This window comes from Meridianimarinicoccus roseus, from assembly GCF_003172915.1.
Classification (GTDB): Bacteria; Pseudomonadota; Alphaproteobacteria; order Rhodobacterales; family Rhodobacteraceae; genus Meridianimarinicoccus; species Meridianimarinicoccus roseus.
In genome coordinates, this window is the sequence record NZ_QGKU01000015.1 from 1 (window position 1) to 21,212 (window position 21,212).

The 21,212-nt window shown below is 68.9% G+C and carries 23 protein-coding genes; 14 read left to right on the forward strand and 9 right to left on the reverse strand.

All coding sequences use genetic code 11. The features are described from left to right. Positions 1-49 precede the first annotated feature (49 nt). Positions 50-1,363 (forward strand): bifunctional UDP-N-acetylglucosamine diphosphorylase/glucosamine-1-phosphate N-acetyltransferase GlmU, encoded by a 1,314-nt coding sequence (glmU, locus tag DKT77_RS03710; RefSeq protein ID WP_109810048.1) that lies wholly within the window; start codon positions 50-52, stop codon positions 1,361-1,363. A gap of 4 nt (positions 1,364-1,367) precedes the next feature. Then, entirely contained in the window at positions 1,368-3,188 is a 1,821-nt protein-coding gene (glmS, locus tag DKT77_RS03715) for a glutamine--fructose-6-phosphate transaminase (isomerizing) (RefSeq protein WP_109810047.1), read from the forward strand. 16 nt (positions 3,189-3,204) lie between these two features. On the opposite strand, the gene cbiB is transcribed toward glmS, so the two are convergent. Genes cbiB through DKT77_RS03730 form a run of 3 tightly spaced genes read right to left on the reverse strand, consistent with a single transcriptional unit; the run spans position 3,205 to position 5,464 of the window. Next, a complete protein-coding gene (gene cbiB / locus DKT77_RS03720) occupies positions 3,205-4,134 on the reverse strand; it encodes an adenosylcobinamide-phosphate synthase CbiB (RefSeq protein ID WP_109810395.1) in 930 nt (309 codons plus the stop codon). After that, positions 4,134-5,093 carry a threonine-phosphate decarboxylase gene (locus DKT77_RS03725; protein ID WP_109810396.1) on the reverse strand — a complete coding sequence of 320 codons (960 nt, stop codon included), beginning with the start codon at positions 5,091-5,093 and terminating at the stop codon, positions 4,134-4,136. Before DKT77_RS03725 ends, cbiB begins: the two co-directional genes overlap by 1 nt. A gap of 2 nt (positions 5,094-5,095) precedes the next feature. Beyond that, entirely contained in the window at positions 5,096-5,464 is a 369-nt protein-coding gene (locus DKT77_RS03730) for a DUF1636 family protein (protein ID WP_109810397.1), read from the reverse strand. 143 nt (positions 5,465-5,607) lie between these two features. On the opposite strand from DKT77_RS03730, the gene DKT77_RS03735 reads away from it, so the two are divergent. Then, on the forward strand, positions 5,608-5,970 hold the full coding sequence (locus DKT77_RS03735) for a response regulator (protein ID WP_109810398.1): 363 nt from the start codon (positions 5,608-5,610) through the stop codon (positions 5,968-5,970). On the opposite strand, the gene DKT77_RS03740 is transcribed toward DKT77_RS03735, so the two are convergent. Next, positions 5,952-6,953: a glutathione S-transferase family protein gene (locus DKT77_RS03740; protein ID WP_109810399.1), complete on the reverse strand. Its 1,002-nt coding sequence runs from the start codon at positions 6,951-6,953 to the stop codon at positions 5,952-5,954. The two genes, DKT77_RS03735 and DKT77_RS03740, sit on opposite strands and share 19 nt — an antisense overlap. 278 nt (positions 6,954-7,231) lie before the next feature. Here DKT77_RS03740 and DKT77_RS03745 point away from each other — a divergent pair, with 278 nt between their 5' ends. The 7 genes from DKT77_RS03745 to DKT77_RS03775 all read left to right on the forward strand — a co-directional run bounded on the left by DKT77_RS03745 (position 7,232) and on the right by DKT77_RS03775 (position 13,650). Beyond that, on the forward strand, positions 7,232-7,471 hold the full coding sequence (locus DKT77_RS03745; RefSeq protein ID WP_109810400.1) for a DUF6732 family protein: 240 nt from the start codon (positions 7,232-7,234) through the stop codon (positions 7,469-7,471). A 10-nt stretch (positions 7,472-7,481) separates the two neighbouring features. Beyond that, complete coding sequence (locus DKT77_RS03750) at positions 7,482-8,603, forward strand: sirohydrochlorin chelatase (RefSeq protein WP_109810528.1); 1,122 nt, start codon at positions 7,482-7,484, stop codon at positions 8,601-8,603. Between the two features lie 109 nt (positions 8,604-8,712). Next, on the forward strand, positions 8,713-9,351 hold the full coding sequence (locus DKT77_RS03755) for a precorrin-8X methylmutase (protein WP_109810401.1): 639 nt from the start codon (positions 8,713-8,715) through the stop codon (positions 9,349-9,351). After that, on the forward strand, positions 9,348-10,550 hold the full coding sequence (gene cbiE, locus DKT77_RS03760; protein WP_109810402.1) for a precorrin-6y C5,15-methyltransferase (decarboxylating) subunit CbiE: 1,203 nt from the start codon (positions 9,348-9,350) through the stop codon (positions 10,548-10,550). The genes DKT77_RS03755 and cbiE overlap by 4 nt, the downstream gene beginning before the upstream one ends. After that, a complete protein-coding gene (cobI, locus tag DKT77_RS03765; protein ID WP_238547668.1) occupies positions 10,547-11,257 on the forward strand; it encodes a precorrin-2 C(20)-methyltransferase in 711 nt (236 codons plus the stop codon). Before cbiE ends, cobI begins: the two co-directional genes overlap by 4 nt. Beyond that, positions 11,248-13,053 (forward strand): precorrin-3B C(17)-methyltransferase, encoded by a 1,806-nt coding sequence (cobJ, locus tag DKT77_RS03770; RefSeq protein ID WP_109810404.1) that lies wholly within the window; start codon positions 11,248-11,250, stop codon positions 13,051-13,053. The genes cobI and cobJ overlap by 10 nt, the downstream gene beginning before the upstream one ends. Positions 13,054-13,146: 93 nt before the next feature. Beyond that, positions 13,147-13,650 carry a GNAT family N-acetyltransferase gene (locus DKT77_RS03775; protein WP_109810405.1) on the forward strand — a complete coding sequence of 168 codons (504 nt, stop codon included), beginning with the start codon at positions 13,147-13,149 and terminating at the stop codon, positions 13,648-13,650. Between the two features lie 94 nt (positions 13,651-13,744). Here DKT77_RS03775 and DKT77_RS03780 read toward each other — a convergent pair whose 3' ends face one another. Then, positions 13,745-14,041, reverse strand: a complete 297-nt coding sequence (locus DKT77_RS03780) for a DUF1244 domain-containing protein (protein ID WP_109810406.1) — start codon at positions 14,039-14,041, stop codon at positions 13,745-13,747. A 99-nt stretch (positions 14,042-14,140) separates the two neighbouring features. On the opposite strand from DKT77_RS03780, the gene DKT77_RS03785 reads away from it, so the two are divergent. Both DKT77_RS03785 and pyk read left to right on the forward strand, forming a co-directional pair. Further along, positions 14,141-15,298: an MFS transporter gene (locus DKT77_RS03785; protein WP_109810407.1), complete on the forward strand. Its 1,158-nt coding sequence runs from the start codon at positions 14,141-14,143 to the stop codon at positions 15,296-15,298. A 198-nt stretch (positions 15,299-15,496) separates the two neighbouring features. Then, positions 15,497-16,942, forward strand: a complete 1,446-nt coding sequence (pyk, locus tag DKT77_RS03790; RefSeq protein WP_109810408.1) for a pyruvate kinase — start codon at positions 15,497-15,499, stop codon at positions 16,940-16,942. Between the two features lie 37 nt (positions 16,943-16,979). On the opposite strand, the gene DKT77_RS03795 is transcribed toward pyk, so the two are convergent. Together DKT77_RS03795 and DKT77_RS03800 are read right to left on the reverse strand one after the other, a co-directional pair. Further along, positions 16,980-17,519 carry a hypothetical protein gene (locus DKT77_RS03795; RefSeq protein WP_109810409.1) on the reverse strand — a complete coding sequence of 180 codons (540 nt, stop codon included), beginning with the start codon at positions 17,517-17,519 and terminating at the stop codon, positions 16,980-16,982. A 94-nt stretch (positions 17,520-17,613) separates the two neighbouring features. Further along, positions 17,614-18,207 (reverse strand): HupE/UreJ family protein, encoded by a 594-nt coding sequence (locus DKT77_RS03800; protein ID WP_109810410.1) that lies wholly within the window; start codon positions 18,205-18,207, stop codon positions 17,614-17,616. Between the two features lie 237 nt (positions 18,208-18,444). On the opposite strand from DKT77_RS03800, the gene rpmI reads away from it, so the two are divergent. Both rpmI and rplT read left to right on the forward strand, forming a co-directional pair. Beyond that, the gene (gene rpmI / locus DKT77_RS03805; protein WP_109810411.1) at positions 18,445-18,645 is read left to right on the forward strand and encodes a 50S ribosomal protein L35; all 201 of its coding nucleotides are present in this window, start codon (positions 18,445-18,447) and stop codon (positions 18,643-18,645) included. A gap of 12 nt (positions 18,646-18,657) precedes the next feature. Then, positions 18,658-19,023, forward strand: coding sequence for a 50S ribosomal protein L20 (gene rplT / locus DKT77_RS03810; protein ID WP_109810412.1), 366 nt, complete (start codon positions 18,658-18,660; stop codon positions 19,021-19,023). 978 nt (positions 19,024-20,001) lie between these two features. Here the strand turns inward: rplT and DKT77_RS03820 are convergent. Together DKT77_RS03820 and rpsU are read right to left on the reverse strand one after the other, a co-directional pair. Beyond that, complete coding sequence (locus tag DKT77_RS03820) at positions 20,002-20,703, reverse strand: glutathione S-transferase family protein (RefSeq protein ID WP_109810414.1); 702 nt, start codon at positions 20,701-20,703, stop codon at positions 20,002-20,004. Positions 20,704-20,928: 225 nt separating this feature from the next. Beyond that, entirely contained in the window at positions 20,929-21,135 is a 207-nt protein-coding gene (rpsU, locus tag DKT77_RS03825) for a 30S ribosomal protein S21 (RefSeq protein ID WP_005614280.1), read from the reverse strand. Positions 21,136-21,212 lie beyond the last annotated feature (77 nt).

The following is a 21,212-nucleotide window of genomic DNA, read 5'->3' on the forward strand; positions in this document are numbered from 1 at the left end:
GACACTAGGGACGGCATTGATCGTTCTTGCTGCGGGGCAGGGGAGCCGGATGTTGTCGGGTCTTCCGAAGGTTCTGCACGAGGTTGGGGCGCAGCCGCTTCTGGCGCATGCGCTTGGTGCCGGGGCGGCGCTTGATCCCGAGCGGGTGGTCGTGGTGACGGGCCACGGCGCGGCGCGGGTCGAAGCGGCGGTCGGCGCCATCGCGCCGGGCGCGGTCACGGTGCGCCAGGACCGGCAACTCGGGACCGGCCATGCCGTCGCGCAGGCCCGTCCGGCGCTCGCGGATTTCGGCGGCGACGCGGTCGTGCTGTACGGCGACACCCCCTTCATCGCCCCGCAGACCCTGCGCCGCATGGCCGAGGCGCGCGCGGCCGGAAACGACGTGGTCGTGCTGGGGTTCGAGGCGCGGGAGCCGGGCCGCTACGGTCGCCTGATCACCGATGGCGACCGGCTGGACCGGATCGTGGAATTCAAGGACGCGACCGAGACGGAGCGCGCCGTGCGGCTGTGCAATTCGGGCGTCGTCATGGCGCGCGCCGCCACGCTGTTCGACCTGGTGGCGGCGGTCGGCAACGACAACGCGGCGGGCGAGTACTACCTGACCGACATCGTGCAGATCGCCAATGCGCGCGGCCTGCGCTGCGGCGCGGTCACCTGCGACGAGGCCGAGACGCTGGGCATCAACACCCGCGCCGAACTGGCCGGGGCCGAGGCGGTGTTCCAGGCCCGGCGCCGGGCCGAGGTGATGGCGGCGGGCGTCACGCTGGTCGCGCCGGACACCGTGTTCCTTGCCGCCGATACCGTGTTCGGCCGCGACGTGGTGGTGGAACCCAACGTGGTGTTCGGGCCCGGCGTGCGGGTGGCGGAGGGCGCGCGCATCCGGGCGTTCTCGCATCTCGAAGGGGCACAGGTGGGCGCGGGCGCGGTGGCCGGCCCCTATGCCCGGCTGCGGCCCGGCACGAGGCTGGGCGCGGGCGCGCGGATCGGCAATTTCGTGGAAACCAAGAACGCCGCGCTGGGAGACGGGGTGAAGGTCAACCACCTGTCCTATGTCGGCGATGCCGAGATCGGCGCGGGCACGAATATCGGCGCGGGCACGATCACCTGCAACTATGACGGCGTTCTCAAGCACCGGACCGTGGTCGGGACGGAGGCCTTCATCGGCTCGAACACGATGCTGGTCGCGCCGGTCAGCGTGGGCGACCGGGCGATGACCGCGTCCGGGTCGGTCATCACCGCGGACGTGCCGGCCGAGGCGCTGGCGCTGGCACGGGCGCGCCAGCAGAACAAGCCGGGCCTGGCGGTGAAGCTGCGCGCGCGGCTGCTGGCAATCAAGGCGGGCCTGGCCCGCAAGGCGGAGTAGGGACATGTGCGGAATCGTGGGCGTTCTGGGGCAGCACGAAGTCGCCCCCATGCTGGTCGAGGCGCTGCGGCGCATGGAATACCGCGGCTATGACAGCGCGGGCATCGCCACGCTGCAGGACAGCCGGCTGGACCGCCGCCGCGCCGCGGGCAAGCTGGTCGAACTGTCGGACCTTCTGGTGCACGATCCGCTGCCCGGCAAGATCGGCATCGGCCACACCCGCTGGGCGACGCATGGCGCGCCCACGGTGGGCAACGCGCACCCGCACCGGGCCGGGCCGGTGGCGGTCGTGCACAACGGCATCATCGAGAACTTCCGCGACCTGCGGGCCGAACTCGCGGCGGTCGGCCTGACCTCGAGCACCGACACCGACACCGAAACCGTCGCGCTCCTGGCGCAGCACCACATGGCGCAGGGCCTCGATCCGGTCGCCGCCGCGCGGCGCACGGTGGACCGGCTCGACGGGGCGTTCGCGCTGTGCTTCCTGTTCGACGGGCATCCCGACCTGATCGTCGCGGCGCGGCGCGGCTCGCCGCTGGCGATCGGGCATGGCGAGGGCGAGATGTTCGTCGGCTCGGACGCGATCGCGCTGGCGCCGCTGACCAACCGGCTGACCTATCTCGAGGAAGGGGATTTCGCCGTGCTGACGCGCGACGGCGTCGAGATCACGGATACCGCCGGAACCCCGGTGGCGCGCGAGATGCGCACCCTCGCGCCCGACACCAGCTTCGTGGACAAGGGTGGCCACAAGTACTTCATGGCCAAGGAGATCGGCGAACAGCCGCTGGCCATCGGGGACACGCTGGCCGAATACCTGCGCGAGGGCACGCCGGGCGTGACCCTGCCCGAGGGGCTGGATTTCTCCGCCGTGTCGCGCATCACGATGGTGGCCTGCGGGACGGCCTACTACGCCTGCCTGACCGCGAAATACTGGTTCGAGCAGCTGGCCCGCCTGCCGGTCGAGGTCGATATCGCGTCCGAGTTCCGCTACCGCGAACCGCCGATGCCCGAGGGCAGCCTCGCGGTGTTCGTCAGCCAGTCGGGCGAGACGGCCGACACCCTGGCCGCGCTGCGCCATGTCGCCGGGCAGGGGGTGAAGGTCGCCTCGGTGGTGAACGTGCCCGAAAGCTCCATCGCGCGGGAAAGCGACGTGGTCCTGCCGACCCGCGCGGGGGTGGAGATCGGCGTGGCCTCCACCAAGGCGTTCACCTGCCAGTTGACCGTTCTGGCGGCGATGGCGGTGCGCGCGGCGGCCGATCGCGGCACGCTGACGGAGGACCGGATGGCGCAGGTGATGGCGGCGCTGCGCGCGGTGCCGGGCGCGGTCAACCAGGCGCTGTCGCTGGCCTCGGACATCGCGGGCATCGCGGCCGAGCTTGCCGAAGCGCAGGACGTGCTGTTCCTGGGGCGCGGCGCGCTGTTCCCGATGGCGCTGGAAGGCGCGCTGAAGCTGAAGGAAATCAGCTACATCCATGCCGAGGGCTATGCCAGCGGCGAGCTGAAGCACGGCCCCATCGCGCTGATCGATCCCAACGTGCCGGTCGTGGTGCTGGCACCGATGGACCGGCTGTTCGACAAGACCGTGTCGAACATGCAGGAGGTGATGGCGCGCGGCGGCAAGGTGCTGCTGGTCTCGGACGGGCCGGGGCTGGAACGCGCCAGCGACGGGGTCTGGAAATGGCTGCGGATGCCGCAGGTGGACCCGGTCTTCGCGCCCATCGCCTATGCCGTGCCGGTGCAGCTTCTGGCCTATCACACGGCGGTGGCCAAGGGCACGGACGTGGACCAGCCCCGCAATCTCGCGAAATCCGTCACGGTGGAGTGACCGGCCGGCGCCGCGCTCAGAACAGAGCGGGCACGGCCAGCAGCAGCACGGCGGCGGCCAGCACCTTCCAGCCCCGCCACAGCGCGTCGGCGGCGCGGTCGATCTCGGCCGGGCCGGGGCTGCGCGCGCCCCGCGGCCAGACGAAGGGAAAGTCCCGCATCCGCCCGTCATAGCTGCGCGGACCCGACAGCGCCACGCCCAGCCCCTGTGCCATCGCCGCCTCGGGCCAGCCGGCATTCGGCGACCGGTGCAGCCCGGCATCGCGCCGCAGCGCGGCCATGTCGGGCCCGCGCCGGAACCCCGCACTCAGAACCAGCGCACTCAGACGCGAAGGAAACCAGTTCAGAACATCATCCAAACGCGCAGCAAAAAAACCGAACTCCTCCAGCGCAGGGGTGCGATAGCCGATCATGCTGTCGGCGGTGTTGACGATCTTGTAAAGCAGGATGCCCGGCAGCCCGGCCAGAAGGAAGAACAGCGCCGGGGCCACCACCCCGTCCGAGAAATTCTCGGCCGCGCTTTCGATCGCCGCGCGGCTGATCGCAGGCTCATCCATCGAGGCGGTGTCGCGCCCGACGATCCGCGCCACCATTCGGCGGCCTTCCTCGGGCGACGCGCGCAACCCGCGCGCCACGTCGCGGACATGATCCACAAGGCTTTTCTGGGCCAGGAGCACCGCGCCAAGGGCAATCTCCAGCGCCCAGCCGATAAGCGGCAGATCGGCGATGGCCGTGCCAATCGCCCAAGCCCCGGCGCAGAGCCCGGCCATCACCGCCACGCCGCGCGCCCGGCGATGGGTGCCGGTATTGAAACGCCGCTCGCAAAAGGCCACCGCCCGGCCCATCAGCACGGCGGGGTGCGGCAGGCGCGACCACAGCGCGTCCGGCTCGCCAAGGGCCGCGTCCAGCAGCAGCGCGGCCAGCAGCGCGGCGGCGTGAAGTTCCATCAAAGCCCCTCCAGTCGGGTCCAGCCGTCCGGCCCGGGCATGCCCAGCCGCAGCCAGCGCGGCGAGTAGGGAAACACCCGCGACCAGATCCGCCGACCTGCGAGTCGCTTCTGCCAGGCGGCTGCATCATCCGTGTCGTAAAGCCGGAAAAGTCGCGTGCCGCGCCCCGGTCCTGTGCCCGCAGCGGCCATGATCGCGTCAAGCCGGGCCGCGTCGATGCGCAGCCGCTCGCGGGTGCGGTCGGCCCATGTGGCATCGCGCAGCGCCGCGGCGCCGATCGCCAGAGCCGGGCCCGACACGGGCCACGGGCCGAGGCTTTCGGCCAGTCGCGCCAGCAACGCCGGATCGCCGATGGCGAAGCCCAGCCGAAGTCCGGCAAGCCCCCAAAACTTGCCGAAGCTTTTCAGCACGATGACGCCGGGCCGGTCCGCCAGCGCGATCAGGCTGGCTTCGGGGGAGATGTCGCAGAAGCTTTCGTCGATCACTGTCAGCGCCGCGCCCGTGCCGGTCAATTCTTCCGCGCGCCACGTTCGGCCGTCGGGATTGTTCGGGTTTACCGCGACCCGTGCACCGCCAGTTCCTTGCTGGGCCACGTGCCAGCCCTGCGCCGCGAAGGCGGCGGCGTGTTCGTTGTAGGTCGGGCCGGGTATCACGACCCGACCCGGCGGGCACAGCGCGGGGATGCGCGCGATCAGGGCGGAGGCGCCGGGCGCGGCCAGCAGGGCGGCGCCGCGCGGCACGAGCCAGTGCGCGCGCGCGGCCTCGGTCAGCGCATCCTGGGCAGCTCCGTCGGGCAGCGCCGTCCAGGCGTCGGGCGCAAGACATGCCAGAACGTCCGCCACCGGGTAGGGCACCGGATTGATCCCGGTGGACAGGTCCAGCCAGTCGGCCCGCGCGCCGCCATGCCGCGCCGCCGCCGCATCCAGCCCGCCGCCGTGGTCGCGTGCGCCGCCGATCATGGTCAAGTGTCGGGCAGGGGCGGGTGCCGGGTCACGAAATGGCCTTTCACCCCGGCGGGCCAGCTGCGATAGGGCACCTGCCCGGTCGCGCTGTCGGCGTGCAAAGCTGCGTAGCCGACAATCGCTTCGGCGGCGAGGGAGTGGGGTTCGAAACGGCCCAGGGTGTAAGCCAGTTTGCCGCGAGCCTGAACAGTCACGTTGCAGGCCGACGTGCAGCCCATGAGGCAACTGTGGCGCCGCACCTCGACCCCGGTCACGTCCTGAGCCGCCCGTTCGACCAGCGCAGCCAGCGACTCGCCGTCGGTCAGCGCGGTGCCCTCGGTCCAGGTGTCGCGTTTGCAGGTGTCGCATACGGTGATCCAGGTGATCATGCCCGCGTCCTCCGGCTGGTCGCGCTCACGTCCGCTCGCGGTTCTGTTAACCGGTTCGTCATCAGTCTTAATCACTTGTTAAGTCTTTTTCCGCATAGATCTCGGCCACATGACTCCCGGCTTGGGATCCACTGGATATTTGAATGACTTTACTGATCGTCGAAAGCAACCCGCAACTCGCCGCTCTTTGGCGGCGTCATGTCGAACGACAAGGCAGGACTGTCCGCGTTGCGCATGACCAGGCGGGGGCCGTGTCCGCCCTGCGCGACGGCGGCATTGCGGTTGTCATTCTCAATGTCTTGCTGACCGATGGAAGCGCTTTCGCCGTCGCCGACTATGCAAGTTACCGTGCGCCCAACGTGCGCATTCTGTTCGTGACCGCCGCCAGCTTCTTTTCGGACGGATCGATCTTCAACCATGTCGTGAATGCCTGCGCCTATGTTCCGGTCGCCACCCCGCCCGAGGATATCGCCGCGATGGTCGAGCACTACGCCGCGCCCATCTGATCGCGCGGCTTGTCCCGCCCGTGTGGCGCATCGAGGTCGAGCGCGGGGCCAACCGGAACGATGCGGTGCGGATTGATCGTCTCGTGGCTGTAGTGGTAGTGCCGCATGAAATGGTCGAACCGTACTGTGTCCGCGATACCCGGCACCTGATAGAGTTCGCGCGTGTAGGCCCACAGGTTCGGGTAATCCACAATCCGCCGACGGTTGCATTTGAAATGCCCGTGATACACGGCGTCGAAGCGGATAAGCGTCGTGAACAAGCGCCAGTCCGCTTCGGTGAGAGTGTCGCCTGCCAGATAGCGGTTTTGGCCTAGCAAATCCTCCAGCCAGTCGAGGGTGTCGAACAGTGGCACCACTGCGTCCTCGTAGGCATCCTGCGTCGTGGCAAACCCGGCCTTGTAAACCCCGTTGTTCAGCGTGTCGTATACCCGTGCGTTCACCTCTTCGATCCGGCCGCGCAGCGGCTTCGGCCAGTAGTCGTCCGTGTTGCCGGTGAGGCCGTCGAAGGCGCTGTTGAACATGCGGATGATTTCGGCGCTTTCGTTCGACACGATGGTGTTGGTCGCGGTGTCGTAGAGCACCGGAACCGTGACGCGGCCCGACACGTCCGGGTTCACGCCGGTGTAGAGGTCACGCAGGAAACGCCGCCCACCTTGCCGGTCTCCGGTAGCCCCGTCGAAATTGGTGTCGAAGGTCCAGCCGTCGCCCAGCATGTCGGGGTGCACCACCGAAACGTCGATATGCTGCTCAAGCCCTTTCAGAGTGCGGAAGATCAGCGCGCGATGCGCCCAGGGACAGGCGAAGCTGACATAGAGGTGATAGCGCCCGCTTTCCGCCTTGAACCCGTCCGCACCATCTGGCCCGGGCTCGCCATCGGCGGTCACCCAGCTGCGGAACTTCGATGTGTCGCGCTGGAACGCGCCGCCGGTTTCACTCGTGTCGTACCAGGTGTCTTTCCATTCGCCGTTGACCAGCTTGCCCATGTCATCCTCCTTGTGTTGCGCAAGATATAGGCCGACGCGTGGCGCGATGCCTGCCCTATGGGGGCGCATCCGCCCTGCGCCTGCGCACATCCGCGCGGGTGCCGAAAGGCGATTGCATGGGAGGGCGTGCTTGATATACCGACCGAGACGACGCCATTCGGCCGGAGAGGTTGGCGGCGCAGCGGTCCGACCCAAGCAGGGGGATCGCGGCCGCATCGTCAGGGACGGCACGACCGGCCCGCAGCATGCTCCGGCCATGAACCGACCGGAGCGGACAAATGCGATACCTCATTGTGACACTTCCCATGCTTGGCGTGGCCGCTGCGCCCGCGCAGGCGCATCCCGGCCATCTTGCCGGTCTGGCTGGGCATGACCACTGGGTTGCGGGCGCGGCGATCGGGGCGGCCATCGCGGTTGGCATCTGGGGCGCGCTGAAGGGACGGCGCAAGACCGGCGGCGAAGCGCGGCCCAAGGCCGAGGGCAACTGCGACGATACCCGCGAGCCGCAGGAAGGTTGAACCGATGGAAATGCCCCAGCCCCGCACTGGCGTAATGATCTGCGGTCACGGGTCGCGCAGCCAATCCGCCGTGGACGAGTTCGCCCAACTGGCCACGAAACTGCCGGATTACCTGCCAGCGGACTGGTTGTGCGACTATGGTTATCTCGAATTCGCCAACCCGGTGATCCGCGACGGGCTGGACCGGTTGCGCGAAGCGGGGTGCGAACGGATCCTCGCGGTACCGGGCATGCTGTTCGCGGCGATGCACGCCAAGAACGATATTCCTACGGTGCTGAACACCTATGCCGCCACACACGGGATCGAGGTGCGCTACGGCCGCGAACTTGGCGTCGATCCGAAAATGATCGCCGCCGCTGCTGCCCGGATCGAGGCTGCGCTGGCGCAGGCCGATGCCGTTGGCGGGCCGGTCGCGCGGCATGACACCTGCCTTGTCGTGATCGGGCGCGGCGCTTCGGACCCCGATGCCAATGGCAACGTATCAAAGATCGCGCGGATGCTTTGGGAGGGCATGGGCTTCGGCTGGTGCGAGGTCGGCTATTCCGGCGTGACCTTCCCGCTGGTCGAACCGTGCCTGACGCATGTGGCAAAGCTGGGCTACAAGCGGGTCGTCGTGTTCCCCTACTTCCTGTTCTCGGGCATCCTGATTGACCGGATCTACGGTTTCACCGATCGCGTGGCGGCGGCGCATCCGGATCTGGATTTTGTTAAGGCGGGGTATCTTGGCGATCATCCCAAGGTGCTTGAGACATTCGCGGAACGGGTGACCGAACAGGTCGGCGAGGTACCGCCGCCGAACTGCGCGATGTGCAAGTACCGCACGCAGGTGCTGGGCTTCGAGGCCGAGGTCGGTGCAGTGCAGGAAAGCCACCACCACCATGTCGAAGGCCAGGGCGCCAGCGCGCCGGGATCGAACGTGGCCGATTGCGCGCTGTGCGACACATTTTGCACCGGCGAATGCCGTCTGGATGCCGCGCATGTCCATGATCATCACCCGCATGGCCACCACCACGGGGATGACCACGGGCACAGCCACGACCACGGGCATGGCCACGGGCACCATCACCACGCCCCCTATCCCCACGCCGACCACCCGCACGGGCCGGAAAGCGCACGCAGGCGCAAGGCGTGACGACCGGTTCGCCGCGTCTGGCCGCCGCGCGTGCGGCGCGCGCCGCAACATCCGGTGGGGATCTTCGCGAGGCCGGACCAACCGCGCCGATCGGGGGAAGCGGACTGTGATGCGCCCTTATGAAAAGGATCCGGCCGCGATCTATGCGCAGAGCTTCGCCACCGTGCGGGCCGAGGCGCGGCTGGACCGGTTCGATGCGGCGATGCAGGCGGTCGCGATCAGGCTGATCCACGCCTGCGGGATGATCGACGTGGCCGACCGGCTGGCATCCTCGCCCGGCGCGGCCGAGGCGGGGCGCGCCGCGCTGGCTGCGGGGGCTCCTGTGCTGTGCGACTGCGAAATGGTCGCCGCCGGGGTGATCCGCCGCGCGCTGCCCGCCGGGAACGAGGTGATCGTGACCCTGAACGATCAGCGCGTGCCCGCGCTGGCCGCCGATCTGGGCACCACCCGGTCCGCGGCGGCTGTGGAGTTATGGCGCGACCGGCTGGCAGGCAGCGTCGTGGCTATCGGCAATGCGCCCACCGCGCTGTTCCATCTTCTCGAAGCGATCGAGGGCGGGGCGCCGCCGCCTGCGCTGATCCTCGGTTTTCCGGTCGGCTTCGTCGGCGCGGCGGAATCCAAGGCCGAGCTGGCGGCGCGGCCGCGCGGTGCGGGCTTCATCGCTTTGCGCGGGCGGCGCGGCGGATCGGCGATGGCCTCGGCGGCGGTGAACGCGCTGGCGGCCGGCCTGCCCGGAGAGCCGCGGTGACCGCACCCTGGCTGGACATCATCGGGATGGGCGATGACGGGCTCGACAGCCTGCTGCCCGCCGCGCGCGCCCGGCTCAACGCCGCCGAGGTTGTCGTCGCCTCGCCGCGGCTGCACGCGCTCTGCCCCGCGCTGCCGGGCGAGCGGGTGTCCTGGCCGTCACCCTTTGACGCGCTGATCGGCCGACTGCGGGGGCTGCGCGGCCGGCCGGTTGCGGTGCTGGCGACGGGCGATCCGTTGTGGTTTTCCGTCGGTGCGCGGATCGGTCAGGAACTGGACCCGGCCGAGATCCGGTACCATCCGCAGTTGTCCGCCTTCCAGCTGGCCTGTGCGCGATTGGGCTGGCCGCTGGCCGATGTCGAGACGCTTACGGTGCATGGCCGCGCGCCGGAACGCATTCTGCCCTTCGTCGCGCCGGGCACACGGCTGCTGGTGCTGACGTCCGGGCCCGAAGCGCCGACTCAGATCGCGCGGCTGCTGACCGATCGCGGCTATGGCCCGTCCGTGCTGACAGTTCTGGCGCATCTGGGCGGGCAGTCCGAAAGCCGCATCAGCGGGCTTGCCTCGGGCTGGCGGCGCGAGGTGCCAGCCTTCCACGTGCTTGCTGTGGAATGCGTGGGCGACAGCGGCGCGCAGATCATCAGCCGCGCGCCGGGCCTGCCGGACGACCTGTTCCACCATGACGGCAAGATCACCAAGCGCGAGGTGCGGGCGGTTACGCTGGCCAAGCTGATGCCGCAGCGCGGGGCGCTGCTGTGGGACGTGGGGGCGGGCTGCGGGTCCATCGGGATCGAGTGGATGCGCGCGGCCTGCGATGCGCGCGCCATTGGCATCGACCCGCGCGAGGACCGACGCGACATGGCGATGGAAAACGCGCTCTCACTCGGGGTGCCGGGGTTCGACATGGTGCTCGGGCGCGCGCCTGAGGCCTTTGGCGGCCTTCCCGCGCCCGACGCCGTATTCCTCGGCGGGGGTCTGTCGCACGCTGCGGCCGATGCCGCTTTGGGCGCGCTCAAGCCGCTGGGGCGTCTCGTGGCCAATGCCGTCACGCTTCAAAGCGAAGCGGTGCTGCTGGCACTGCATGACCGGCTGGGCGGCGAGTTGACCCGACTGTCGGTCGCCCGCGCGCGCCCGGTCGGCGGTATGACCGGCTGGGGCCCAATGATGCCGGTCACGCAATGGAGCCTGCTCAAGAGATGATCCCACAGGCAGGCACGCTGTTCGGCGTCGGGCTTGGGCCCGGCGACCCTGATCTCGTCACCCGTCGCGCCGCGCGTCTGATCGAGGGCGCGACGGTCATCGCTTATCCGGCGCTGGCGGGCGGGGACAGTCTGGCGCGGTCCATCGCGGCGGACATGATCCCACCCGGCGCGCGGGAGATCTTGATCGACCTGCCCATGACAACGGACCGTGCTCCGGCGCAGGCCGCCTATGACGCAGGTGCGGCCCGGATCGCCGAGGCGCTGGAGGCGGGGCAGGACGTGGTCACGCTGTGCGAGGGCGATCCGTTCTTCTACGGCTCCTTCATGTACCTTCACGCCCGGCTGGCTCCGCGCTTCCGGGTGCAGGTCGTGCCCGGTGTGACTTCGGTCACCGCCTGCGCTGCGCTGGCCGGTCTGCCGCTTGCCGCGCGCAACGAGGCGATGACCGTGCTGCCCGGCCCGCTGGACGATGACGCGCTGGCGGCGCGTATCCGGTCCGCCGACACGCTGGTGCTGATGAAGGTGGGCCGCCACCTGCCGCGACTGCGCGCGCTGCTGGCCCGCGAGGGGCTGCTGGACGCGGCCGTCTACGTGGAACGCGCCAGCCTGCCGTCACAGCGGGTGATGCCGCTGGCCGAAGCGCCGAATGCGGCACCGTATTTCTCGATGATCCTCGTGACGAAAGGGGCCGATCCGTGGCTGTGAAACCTGTTGTGCTGTGCATCAACCGCGCCGGTGCGCGGGTCGCGCGCCGCGTTGCCGACCACCTTGGTGCGGCGCTGCATGGCCGCGTCGACCGCGTGGACGCGCCCGATGTCGCCTTCAACGACGCGCTGGACCATGTGCGCGACCTGTTCGCCGCCGGTGTGCCGGTTGTCGGGGTCTGCGCCAGTGGCATCCTTATCCGAGCGGTGGCCCCGCTGCTGTCCGACAAGCGTGCCGAACCGCCGGTGGTGGCGGTGTCCGATGACGGCGCGGTGGTGGTGCCGTTGCTGGGCGGGCATCGCGGCGCGAACCGGCTTGCGCGCGACATCGCCGGGGCGCTTGGCGGCGCGGCGGCGGTGACCACGGCGGGCGACGTGGCGCTCGGCGTGGCGCTGGACGCGCCTCCGCCCGGCTACCTTCTGGCCAACCCCGAGGACGCCAAGACCGCCATGGCGGCCCTGCTGGCCGGCGGCGGTGCGCGCCTGATAGGCGAGGCGCTGTTCGATTTGCCGCAGAAGCCGGACGCCGAGATCGAGATCGCCGTGACCGAGGCCCCGCTGGACGGCGGCCCCGCGCGGCTGGTGTATCACCCGCGGCGGCATGTGCTTGGCGTCGGCTGCGCGCGCGGCTGTGATGCGGCCGAACTGCGGGATCTGGCCGCGCGGGTGCTGGCGGATGCGGGCATCGCGCCGGGCGCGGTGGCGGCGGTGGCGACGCTGGATCTGAAGGCGGACGAGCCGGCGGTTAACGCGCTGGCGGCGCGGCTGGGTGTGCCGCTGCGGCTGTTCACCGCCACCGAACTTGAAGCGCTCGCCCCGCGGCTGGCCACACCGTCCGAGGTCGTCTTCGCCGAGGTCGGCTGCCATGGCGTGTCCGAAGGCGCGGCGCTCGCGGTGGCGGGGCCGGATGGTGCGCTGAGGGTCGCCAAGACCAAGACCGCCAATGCCACCTGCGCGCTGGCCCGCGCGCCGGACGTGCTGGACGGACCGCTGCCGGGCCGCGGGCGGGGCCGGGTGGCGCTGGTGGGGATAGGTCCGGGCGACGCGCAATGGCGCACGCCGGAAGCCAGCCGGATGGTTGCGCAGGCCGAGGAGCTTGTGGGATACGGATTGTATATCAATCTGTTGGGGGCGATCGCGGCGGGCAAGCCGCGGGCGGAGTTTCCGCTGGGCGGCGAAGAGGACCGCTGCCGCCACGCGCTGGAGGAAGCCGCCAAGGGGCGCGACATCGCGATCATCTGTTCCGGCGACGCGGGCATCTATGCCATGGGCGCGCTGGTCTATGAACTTGTGGCGCGTGGCGACGGACCGGGTGGGGTGAGCGACGCTGCCCGCCGCGTGGAGATCGTGAGCGCGCCGGGCGTGTCCGCGCTGCAAGGCGCCGCCGCCCGCGCCGGCGCGCCGCTGGGACATGATTTCTGCGCCATTTCGCTGTCGGATCTGTTGACTCCGCGCGAGGATATTCTCAAGCGTTTACAGGCGGCTGCGGAGGGAGATTTCGTGATTGCCTTCTACAACCCGGTCAGCAAGCGCCGCCGGACCCTGCTGGCCGACGCGCGCGATATCTTGCTGAAATACCGCCCGGCGGACACGCCGGTCCTGCTTGCAAGCTCGCTTGGCCGACCCGAGGAAGCGCTGAAATACCGCCGCCTCGATGCGCTGGAGGTGGACGAGGTGGATATGCTGACGGTTGTGCTGGTCGGGTCCAGCCAGTCGCGGCTGGTGGCCACGGGCGACGGGCCGCGCATGTTCACGCCGCGCGGCTATGCCAGGAAACTGGCCGCGCCGGACGCATAGCAGCCGTGCAGGAGGGCCTTTACGGGTCGGGCGCGGTGCATGCGTTCAGGGCAAGCCGCGACAAGACGAAACCAACGCAGGGACGGGAGGAGCATGGCCGACATTCCTGTGCTGACGACAGCGCGGCTGACGCTCAGGGCGATGCGCGCGGCGGACTGGCCCTGCTTTCGCGCACTGATGGCCTCGCCGCGCGCGCGGCACATGGGTGGCCCATTCGATGATACCGCCGCATGGGGCATGTTCTGCGCGGATCATGCGCAATGGGATCTGTTCGGCACCGGGGCGCTGATGATCGACGACCGCGCGACCGGGGACTGTCTTGGGCAGGTCGGGGTCAATGCCGGGCCGCTGTTTCCGGAACGCGAACTGGGCTGGTTCGTCTATCCGCAGGCCGAGGCGCGCGGTATCGCTTTCGAGGCCGCCTCCGCGCTGCGGGACTGGACGCGCGATGTGCGCCGACTTGACACGCTGGTCAGCTATGTCGATCCGGACAACGCGCGCTCGGTGAGACTGGCGGAGCGGCTAGGGGCCGTGCAGGATCCGGACGCGCCGCGCCCGGACCCGGATGACCTCGTGTTCCGGCACTTCCGGCGCTAGCCGCCCCGGCGGGGGCGGCGCACCGCGGGGTGCGGCTGCGTGCGGACCGCCGCAGGTGCCCTGCATGGTCGGCAGCTTGGTGCCGATCCGCGCGTCAGTGCGCTTTGTGGGCAACCTCGAACGCGGCCTGCTGCTCGGCGGTCGCCTCAAGCTGGTGCTGCGCCTTCCAGTCCGCATAGGGCATCCCGTAGAACGCCGTGCGGGCGGTTTCCTTGTCCATCTCGATGCCGCGTTCGTTTGCCGCTTCCTGATACCAGCGGCTCAGGCAGTTCCGGCAGAACCCGGCGAGGTTCATCATGTCGATGTTCTGCACGTCGGCCCGCTCGGCAAGATGGTCGCGCAGGCGGCGGAAAGCGGCGGCTTCGAGTTCGGTCCGGGTCTGGTCGTCCATGGCGTGTCCCTCCTGTCAGTGTCGCTCCTTGATATATGGTCTGCGCCGGGCCGCGAACAGGGGGCTTGCGGGCGGGCGGGCCAGTGTGCAGAAGGCGGCATGTCCGTGCTTTCTGCCCTTTCCCTCGCCCGTGTCCCGGCCCGAGCGTTCTTCGCGCTGGGCATCTTCTGGGGCTGTTTCGCCGCGCAGGTGCCGGTTCTGAAGGCCGGGCTTGCGGTGTCGGACGGGCGCTTCGGCACGTTGCTGCTGGGGTCGGCCTGCGGGCTGATGACGGCGATGTGGCTGGCGCCGCGCGCCGACCGCCTGCTGGGCGCGCGCGGGATGCAAGCGGCGCTGGTCGCGCTGGCGGCGGCGATGCTGCTGCCGGGGGCTGCGCCCGCACCGCTGGCCTTCTTCGCGGCGATGCTGGTGATGGGCACCTGTTCCGGCCTGCTGGACGTTCTGATGAACGCGCGGGTGAGCGAGCTGGAGGAGGTCAGCGGCCGGTCGCTGATGAACGCGAGCCACGGCAGTTTTTCGCTGGGCTATGCAGCCGGGGCGCTGGCCACCGGGCTGGCGCGCGAGGCGGGGCTTGGGCCGCTGACGATCTTCGGCGTGGGCGCGCTGGTGCTGGCCTGCATCGCGGCGAGCCTGCGCATGGCGCCGCTTGCATCGGTGCCGGACCCCGGAGCGTCGGCCGCGCCTTCGCCGCTGTGGCCGGTCGCGCTGTGCGGTGCGGTGACGCTGGTCGCCTTCATGTCGGAGGCGACGGTGGAGGCCTGGTCGGCGCTGCATGTCGAGCGCACGCTGGGCGGCAGCGCGGCGGAGGGCGCGCTTGGCCCTGCGATGTTGGGGCTGACCATGGCGGTGGGCCGCTTCTCGGGTCAGCTTGTGGCCGAGCGTCTGCGCGAATGGCAGGTCATCATTGCCGCCGCCTGCCTGTCCGCTTCGGGCGCGCTGGTCGTGGCCGCGGCCCCGAATCCGGCGGTCGCCTATCTGGGGTTCGGCGTGCTGGGGCTGGGCGTGTCGGTGATCGCGCCGATGGGCCTTGCGCTGGCGGGTCGGCTGGTCGCGCCGCACCAGCGGACGCAGGTCATCTCGCGGGTGGCGGTGATCGGTTTTGCGGGGCTGTTCTTCGCGCCCGCGCTGATGGGTCATACGAGCGAGGCGTTTGGCCTGCGCGCGGCTTTCGCGTCGGTGGCGGGCCTGTTGCTGACCGCCGTGCCGCTGGCGCTGGTGCTGCGCGGTCTGCAACGAGCGGGACGCGCCGCCGCCTGATGGCAGGGCGGCCCACACTGTCGAACGCGTGTCACATCTTTGCGGGACAAGGTGTGAAACCGGGATCCGAGGTGGACGCAGAGGCAAAAATGGGCCAAACCCCGCAGCAGTATGTTATCGCTATCGGCGGAGCGCATGGCACGCGGGGCAGGGGTCCCCGCCGCCGGTCCGACCGAACAGGCAGTCAAGGAGACTTCCATGCACCGGAACAGAAGCATCAAGATCGTGGCCACGCTGGGCCCGGCATCCGACGATTACGAGATGATCAGCGCGCTGTTCGAGGCGGGCGCGGACGTATTCCGCCTGAACATGAGCCACGGGGACCATTCCGAGATCGCCGCGCGCCATGCCATCATCCGCAAGATCGAGAAGGACTACGGCCGTCCAATCGCCATCCTGGCCGACCTTCAGGGGCCAAAACTGCGCTGCGGCGTGTTCGCCAGCGGGACCGAGACGCTGAAGGTGGGGCAGGCGTTCCGCTTCGACCTCGACCCGGCGGAGGGTGACGCGACCCGCGTGAACCTGCCTCATCCCGAGATTTTTGCGGCGCTGGAGCCGGGTGCGACGCTTCTGGTCAACGATGGCAAGATCCGGGTCAAGGTCGACAAGTGCGGTCCCGATTTCGCGGATTGCAAGGTGATCGCGGGCGGCGAGATTTCCAACCGCAAGGGCGTGAACGTGCCCGACGTGGTGCTGCCGTTGGCGGCGCTTTCGGACAAGGACCGGCGCGACCTTGAATTCGTGTGCGAGCTTGGCGTGGACTGGCTGGCGCTGTCTTTCGTGCAGCGCGTGGCCGACGTGACCGAGGCGCGGGATCTGGCGCAGGGGCGCGCGGCGATCCTGTCGAAGATCGAGAAGCCGGCCGCCGTGGCCGCCTTCGACGAGATCCTGGGCGCGTCGGACGGCATCATGGTGGCGCGTGGCGATCTGGGCGTGGAACTGCCGGTGCAGAACGTGCCGCCGATCCAGAAGCAGCTGATCCGCAAGTGCCGTAAGGCCGCCAAGCCGGTGATCGTGGCGACGCAGATGCTGGAAAGCATGATCGACAGCCCGATGCCGACCCGCGCCGAGGTGTCGGATGTCGCGACAGCGATCTACGAGGGGGCTGATGCGATCATGCTGTCGGCCGAATCGGCGGCGGGGTCGTTCCCGGTCGAGGCGGTTAAGACGATGAACAATGTGGCCGAGGAAGTGGAACGCGACCCGAACTACCGCAACATCATCGAATCCTCGCGCGAGGTGGAGCGGACCTCCATCGCTGACGGCATCGTCGCCGCCACGCGGGAGCTGGCCGAGGCGTCGGGCGTGAAGGCGATCTGCTGCTTCACCCATTCGGGCACGACCGCGTCGCTGGTCGCGCGGGAGCGGCCCGCGGTGCCGATCATCGCGCTGACGCCGTTCACCCGCACCGCGCGGCGTCTCAGCCTGTCCTGGGGCGTGAACTGCGCAGTGACCGAGGAGGTAGAGCGTTTCAAGATGGCGGTGGTCAGCGCGGCGCGTGCCGCCCGCGCGATGGACATTGCCGGCCCCGAGGATTTCATCGTGGTCACCGCGGGCGTGCCCTTCAACACGTCGGGCACGACGAACATCCTGCGCGTCGCGCCCTGCGAGGAACGGTTGATCTTCAGCGCGGAACCAGCCTGAACCGCGCGGGCGTTGATCGTCGGCTGACGGGGCCGCGTCAGCCGACGGGGCCCGCAAGTACCAGCGCCAGCATGAGCAGCGCCAACGCGGCCAGCCAGCTTGCCGCGATGCGAAGGCCGATGTCCACCGGTCCCCGTGGCAGCCGTTCGAACGCCATGTCCGCAGCACCGCAGAGTGGCAGCAGCACGATATGCGCCCCCGCAAGCGCACCCAGCCCGGTGCCGAGCATCGCGGCCGCCGGGCCGGGATCAGGCAGGCAGGCCGCGCCCATGCCCAGTCCGATCATCGGCAGCAGCCCAAGCGCGAGCGGCGTTGCGCGGTCGCCGGTCAGTGCGGACAACGCTCCGGCCAGCGCCGCAAGCGCCAGCAGGGCGGGTTCGGTCGGCACCACAGCGGTCAGTGGACGGGCCGCCAGCAGCCCCGCAGCCAGCCCTGCCAGATAAAGCGGCGCCCCTTGCGTCACACGGTGCGGCAGATCGCGGCCGATCAGCAGCCCGAGCGCGACCGCCAGCATCCCGATCGCAGGTTCGGCCAGCGGCACCGCGAACCCGGCATATACCCCGTCGAGCCCCGGCACAGGTGCGTGCGCCGCTGCAGGCCCAGCCCCGGCCAAGAGGGCAAGCCCGAGGAGTGCGCTTGCCGTCTGCCTGCCCCCGGAAGGCCGGTCGCGGTCAGGCAAGTCCGAACAGGAAGGCGGCGCCCGTCGCGGCGACCAGCCCGCCGCCGACCCGCACGGCGACGCGCCCGCCCGGCCAGCGCGTCAGCATCCCCAGCGTGATACCGGCGAGGTGCAGCGCGCCGGTTGCGATGACGAAGCCCAGCGAATAGCCGATCGGGCCAGCCGCTTCGGGCAGTTCGGTGCCGTGGGCATGACCGTGGAACACCGCGAAGGCGCCCACCAGTGCTGCGGCCACCCAGAGCGGCGGGCGCAGCGCCAGTGCCACCATCGCGCCGAGGACGATGGCGGAGGCGGCGATCCCTGCCTCGACGGCGGGCAGCGGCACGCCCAGCACCCCAAGCGCGCCGCCCATCGCCATCACCAGCGGAAACACCACCGGCAGCAACCACAATGCAGGCGCGCCCAGGAACGCACCCCAAAGACCGACCGCGACCATCGCGACCACGTGATCCAGCCCAAGCACGGGGTGCAACAGGCCGGAAACGAACCCGCTGTCGCCTGCAAGTTCACTATGGGCGAGAGCTGGGGCGGCGAGTGCGGTCAGGGCAAGGGCGCAAAGCGGCGCTGCGAGGGTCGTGCGGGTCATGGTGAATGCGGGTCCTTCTGGCTGATGCTGTGCCGGGCAGCGAGGGCGCCGGGATCGGGTAAAGCCTAGCGGAGCGCGCGGGATCGGCCCAGTCCGAAAGCGGCGCGCGGGCCCGGAAAACTTGATGGTTGCACGCGTCCTTCCGCCCGGCTATACGGCGCGCTCAATCGACCGCGCGACCGGCCACGAGTGGCATGCCGAGTCGCGTGAAAACCGCCCGTTCGAAAGGAGCAGGAAATGCCCAAGATGAAAACGAAGTCGAGCGCGAAAAAGCGCTTCAAGGTGACGGCCTCGGGCCGCGTCGTGGCTGGCCAGGCTGGCAAGCGTCACGGCATGATCAAACGGACGACGAAGTTCATCCGCACGGCGCGCGGGACCACGATCCTGTCGAAGCCGGACGAGAAGATCGTCAAGTCCTACATGCCCTACGCCCGCTAAGGAGGTTCACCCATGTCGCGCACCAAAGGGGGCACGGTCACCCACGCCCGTCACAAGAAGATCACCGATTCCGCGAAGGGCTATTACGGCCGTCGCAAGAACACGTTCAAGGTCGCCGCGCAGGCGGTGGACAAGGCGAACCAATACGCCACCCGCGACCGCAAGACCCGCAAGCGCAATTTCCGCGCGCTGTGGATCCAGCGGATCAACGCCGGCGTCCGCGAGTTCGACGTGACGATGACCTATTCGCGTTTCATTAACGGCCTGACGCTGGCCGGGATCGAAGTGGACCGCAAGGTTCTGGCCGATCTCGCCGTGAATGAGCCCGCCGCGTTCAACGCGATCGTCGAAAAGGCCCGTGCCGCACTTCCGGCCTGAGCTTTTCGCGGAATTTGAAAAACCGCCGCCCGGAGCGATCCGGGCGGCGGTTTGCGTTTGTGAAGCGGGCGATCCGGATGCGGGGGACAGTGATCCTGAAAAGGTGCCGCTCGGCAGTATCACGGAGCGTTGGGCGGAATGACGCGAGCCGAGAACCGCCCGAGGTGGAGCGCCAGGCATCCCGCCCCCGCCAAGCCATTGAGTCCAAGCGTGAAACGGCTTTTCTTTGCGTATTGCGTGGCTGGGCGACGCGGCTGCGTTGGCCCTGATCAATCCGCACGATCCTGTCCGTCAGCCCAAGCGGGGCGATGACCTTTTCGCCAAGCAGATCGACGAACGGCTTGCCTTCGTGCATCGCCATGGCGTCCCGCAGAAGTCCGCTCCCGAATTTCGAACGGGTGTGGCGACGCCTTAAACGGATCGCCTTGCCTGCGAGGTGCCGCACCCACGCCACCAGATCGGCGCGTAAATATCTCATACGGGCCCTCGGGACCCTGGTTCAGCAGGGCTTTTCATAGGGGCATGTAAATGTTCGGAAGGCCGCAGGTGTGCAACGTCAAGCTTTCGGGTGTGATCCAGCCCGGAACATCGGCCAATTCGCCGGAGCGGTCGCGCAGGAGCGCACGTGGATCGACTTTGCCTTCCTACGTCAACAGGCACCGCAGGATGGCCGTGAACACCTTGCTGACCGACCCGATCTGGAAGATCAGGTCGTCGTAAGGCATTCCGCCACCCGTGCGCCCAACGCGATGACTGTGGCGGCCAGTCGCGAAGGATAACACCGTCGGCGGTACGCGAGTGGCCTTCGTAAGCCAGCATCACGGCTAGCAGGCGGTCGGTCGTCTGATCGGCGCCCATGGTAACCCGCATGGTTGAGTCACATCGGAGCACGATAGTCAGCGACTTAAGGTGCGCCGAGTTGCCCGAGCGACCTGGGGCAGCTAGCCGCGTGGGGAAGAAAGCGCGCGACGGGCCGGGTCAGTCGCGGGCCGGTGTGTTCCAACCCTTCTGCACGGCGGGGCGAGCCTCGAACCGTTCGATATAGGCCTGCACATTGGGCAGATTGCGGATGCCGGTCACTTCGCCTGCTTTGTAGAACTTTTCGATCGTGGCGAGCCACGGGGCCAGCGCGATATCGGCGATGGAAAACTCGCCAGCGATCCAGTCGCGCCCGTCCAGCCGCTTCTCGATAACCGACAGCAGGCGGCGCGCCTCGGTGATGTAGCGGTCACGCGGGCGTGGGTCTTCGATCTCGGAACCCTTGAAGGCGTGGAAAAAGCCCAACTGTCCGAACATCGGACCGACGCCGCCCATCTGGAACATCAGCCATTGCAACACTTCGTACTTCTGCGCCGGGGTCTCGCCCATCAGCTTGCCGGTCTTCTCGGCGAGGTAGACGAGGATCGCGCCGCTCTCGAACAGCGGCAGCGGCGCTCCGTCCGGCCCGTCGGGGTCGATGATCGCGGGGATCTTGTTGTTCGGATTCAGCGACAGAAAGGCGTCGGACTTCACGTCGGCGTCCGACAGCGTGACCTTGTGCGCTTCGTAGGGCAAACCAAGCTCCTCCAGCGCGATTGAGATCTTCACGCCGTTGGGCGTGGGGTAGGAATATAGCTGGATGCGGTCGGGGTGCTGCGCGGGCCAGCGCGCGGTGATCGGGAAGGGGCTGAGGTCGGTCATGGATACTCCGGCGAATTTGAGTGATTGCTCATACCTAGGCCGGACCTTGTGCCGCCGAAACCCCCTCACCTGTGCGCGGATCGTGATGGCCGTGTTCGGGGATGCGCGCAACATCGCGTCACTGTGACTGTGACTGTGACTGCCGGGCAGCAAAAAACCCCCGGACTGTTGCCGCGGGGGTTTCGTGTAGGACGACACGTGCCGTCGGTCTGCGATGCCGATGCTTCAGAGAAGCCCTTCGCGCTGCGCCTTCTTGCGTGCGAGCTTGCGGGCACGGCGAATCGCCTCCGCCTTCTCGCGCGCCTTCTTCTCGGACGGCTTCTCGAAATGCTGCTTGAGCTTCATTTCCCGAAACACGCCTTCGCGCTGGAGCTTTTTCTTCAACGCACGAAGCGCCTGATCGACATTATTGTCGCGGACACTGACCTGCATGTGGTGTCACCACCTTTCTAGGTTAAAGTTGCATGTAATTGCAGGAAGTGGCGACATAGCAAAGCCCCGCTAGTTTG

Bases quoted from the DNA above. Each gene is read 5' to 3' on its own strand.
- DKT77_RS03800 (WP_109810410.1), bottom strand. From the start codon at position 18,207: ATGACCCGCACGACCCTCGCAGCGCCGCTTTGCGCCCTTGCCCTGACC.
- pyk (WP_109810408.1), top strand. From the start codon at position 15,497: ATGCACCGGAACAGAAGCATCAAGATCGTGGCCACGCTGGGCCCGGCA.
- DKT77_RS03745 (WP_109810400.1), top strand. From the start codon at position 7,232: ATGCGATACCTCATTGTGACACTTCCCATGCTTGGCGTGGCCGCTGCG.
- DKT77_RS03735 (WP_109810398.1), top strand. From the start codon at position 5,608: ATGACTTTACTGATCGTCGAAAGCAACCCGCAACTCGCCGCTCTTTGG.
- DKT77_RS03780 (WP_109810406.1), bottom strand. From the start codon at position 14,041: ATGGACGACCAGACCCGGACCGAACTCGAAGCCGCCGCTTTCCGCCGC.
- DKT77_RS03755 (WP_109810401.1), top strand. From the start codon at position 8,713: ATGCGCCCTTATGAAAAGGATCCGGCCGCGATCTATGCGCAGAGCTTC.
- DKT77_RS03740 (WP_109810399.1), bottom strand. From the start codon at position 6,953: ATGGGCAAGCTGGTCAACGGCGAATGGAAAGACACCTGGTACGACACG.
- cbiB (WP_109810395.1), bottom strand. From the start codon at position 4,134: ATGGAACTTCACGCCGCCGCGCTGCTGGCCGCGCTGCTGCTGGACGCG.
- DKT77_RS03725 (WP_109810396.1), bottom strand. From the start codon at position 5,093: ATGATCGGCGGCGCACGCGACCACGGCGGCGGGCTGGATGCGGCGGCG.
- rpmI (WP_109810411.1), top strand. From the start codon at position 18,445: ATGCCCAAGATGAAAACGAAGTCGAGCGCGAAAAAGCGCTTCAAGGTG.
- rplT (WP_109810412.1), top strand. From the start codon at position 18,658: ATGTCGCGCACCAAAGGGGGCACGGTCACCCACGCCCGTCACAAGAAG.
- cobI (WP_238547668.1), top strand. From the start codon at position 10,547: ATGATCCCACAGGCAGGCACGCTGTTCGGCGTCGGGCTTGGGCCCGGC.
- glmU (WP_109810048.1), top strand. From the start codon at position 50: ATGTTGTCGGGTCTTCCGAAGGTTCTGCACGAGGTTGGGGCGCAGCCG.
- DKT77_RS03730 (WP_109810397.1), bottom strand. From the start codon at position 5,464: ATGATCACCTGGATCACCGTATGCGACACCTGCAAACGCGACACCTGG.
- DKT77_RS03775 (WP_109810405.1), top strand. From the start codon at position 13,147: ATGGCCGACATTCCTGTGCTGACGACAGCGCGGCTGACGCTCAGGGCG.
- rpsU (WP_005614280.1), bottom strand. From the start codon at position 21,135: ATGCAGGTCAGTGTCCGCGACAATAATGTCGATCAGGCGCTTCGTGCG.
- DKT77_RS03750 (WP_109810528.1), top strand. From the start codon at position 7,482: ATGCCCCAGCCCCGCACTGGCGTAATGATCTGCGGTCACGGGTCGCGC.
- glmS (WP_109810047.1), top strand. From the start codon at position 1,368: ATGTGCGGAATCGTGGGCGTTCTGGGGCAGCACGAAGTCGCCCCCATG.
- DKT77_RS03785 (WP_109810407.1), top strand. From the start codon at position 14,141: ATGTCCGTGCTTTCTGCCCTTTCCCTCGCCCGTGTCCCGGCCCGAGCG.
- DKT77_RS03820 (WP_109810414.1), bottom strand. From the start codon at position 20,703: ATGACCGACCTCAGCCCCTTCCCGATCACCGCGCGCTGGCCCGCGCAG.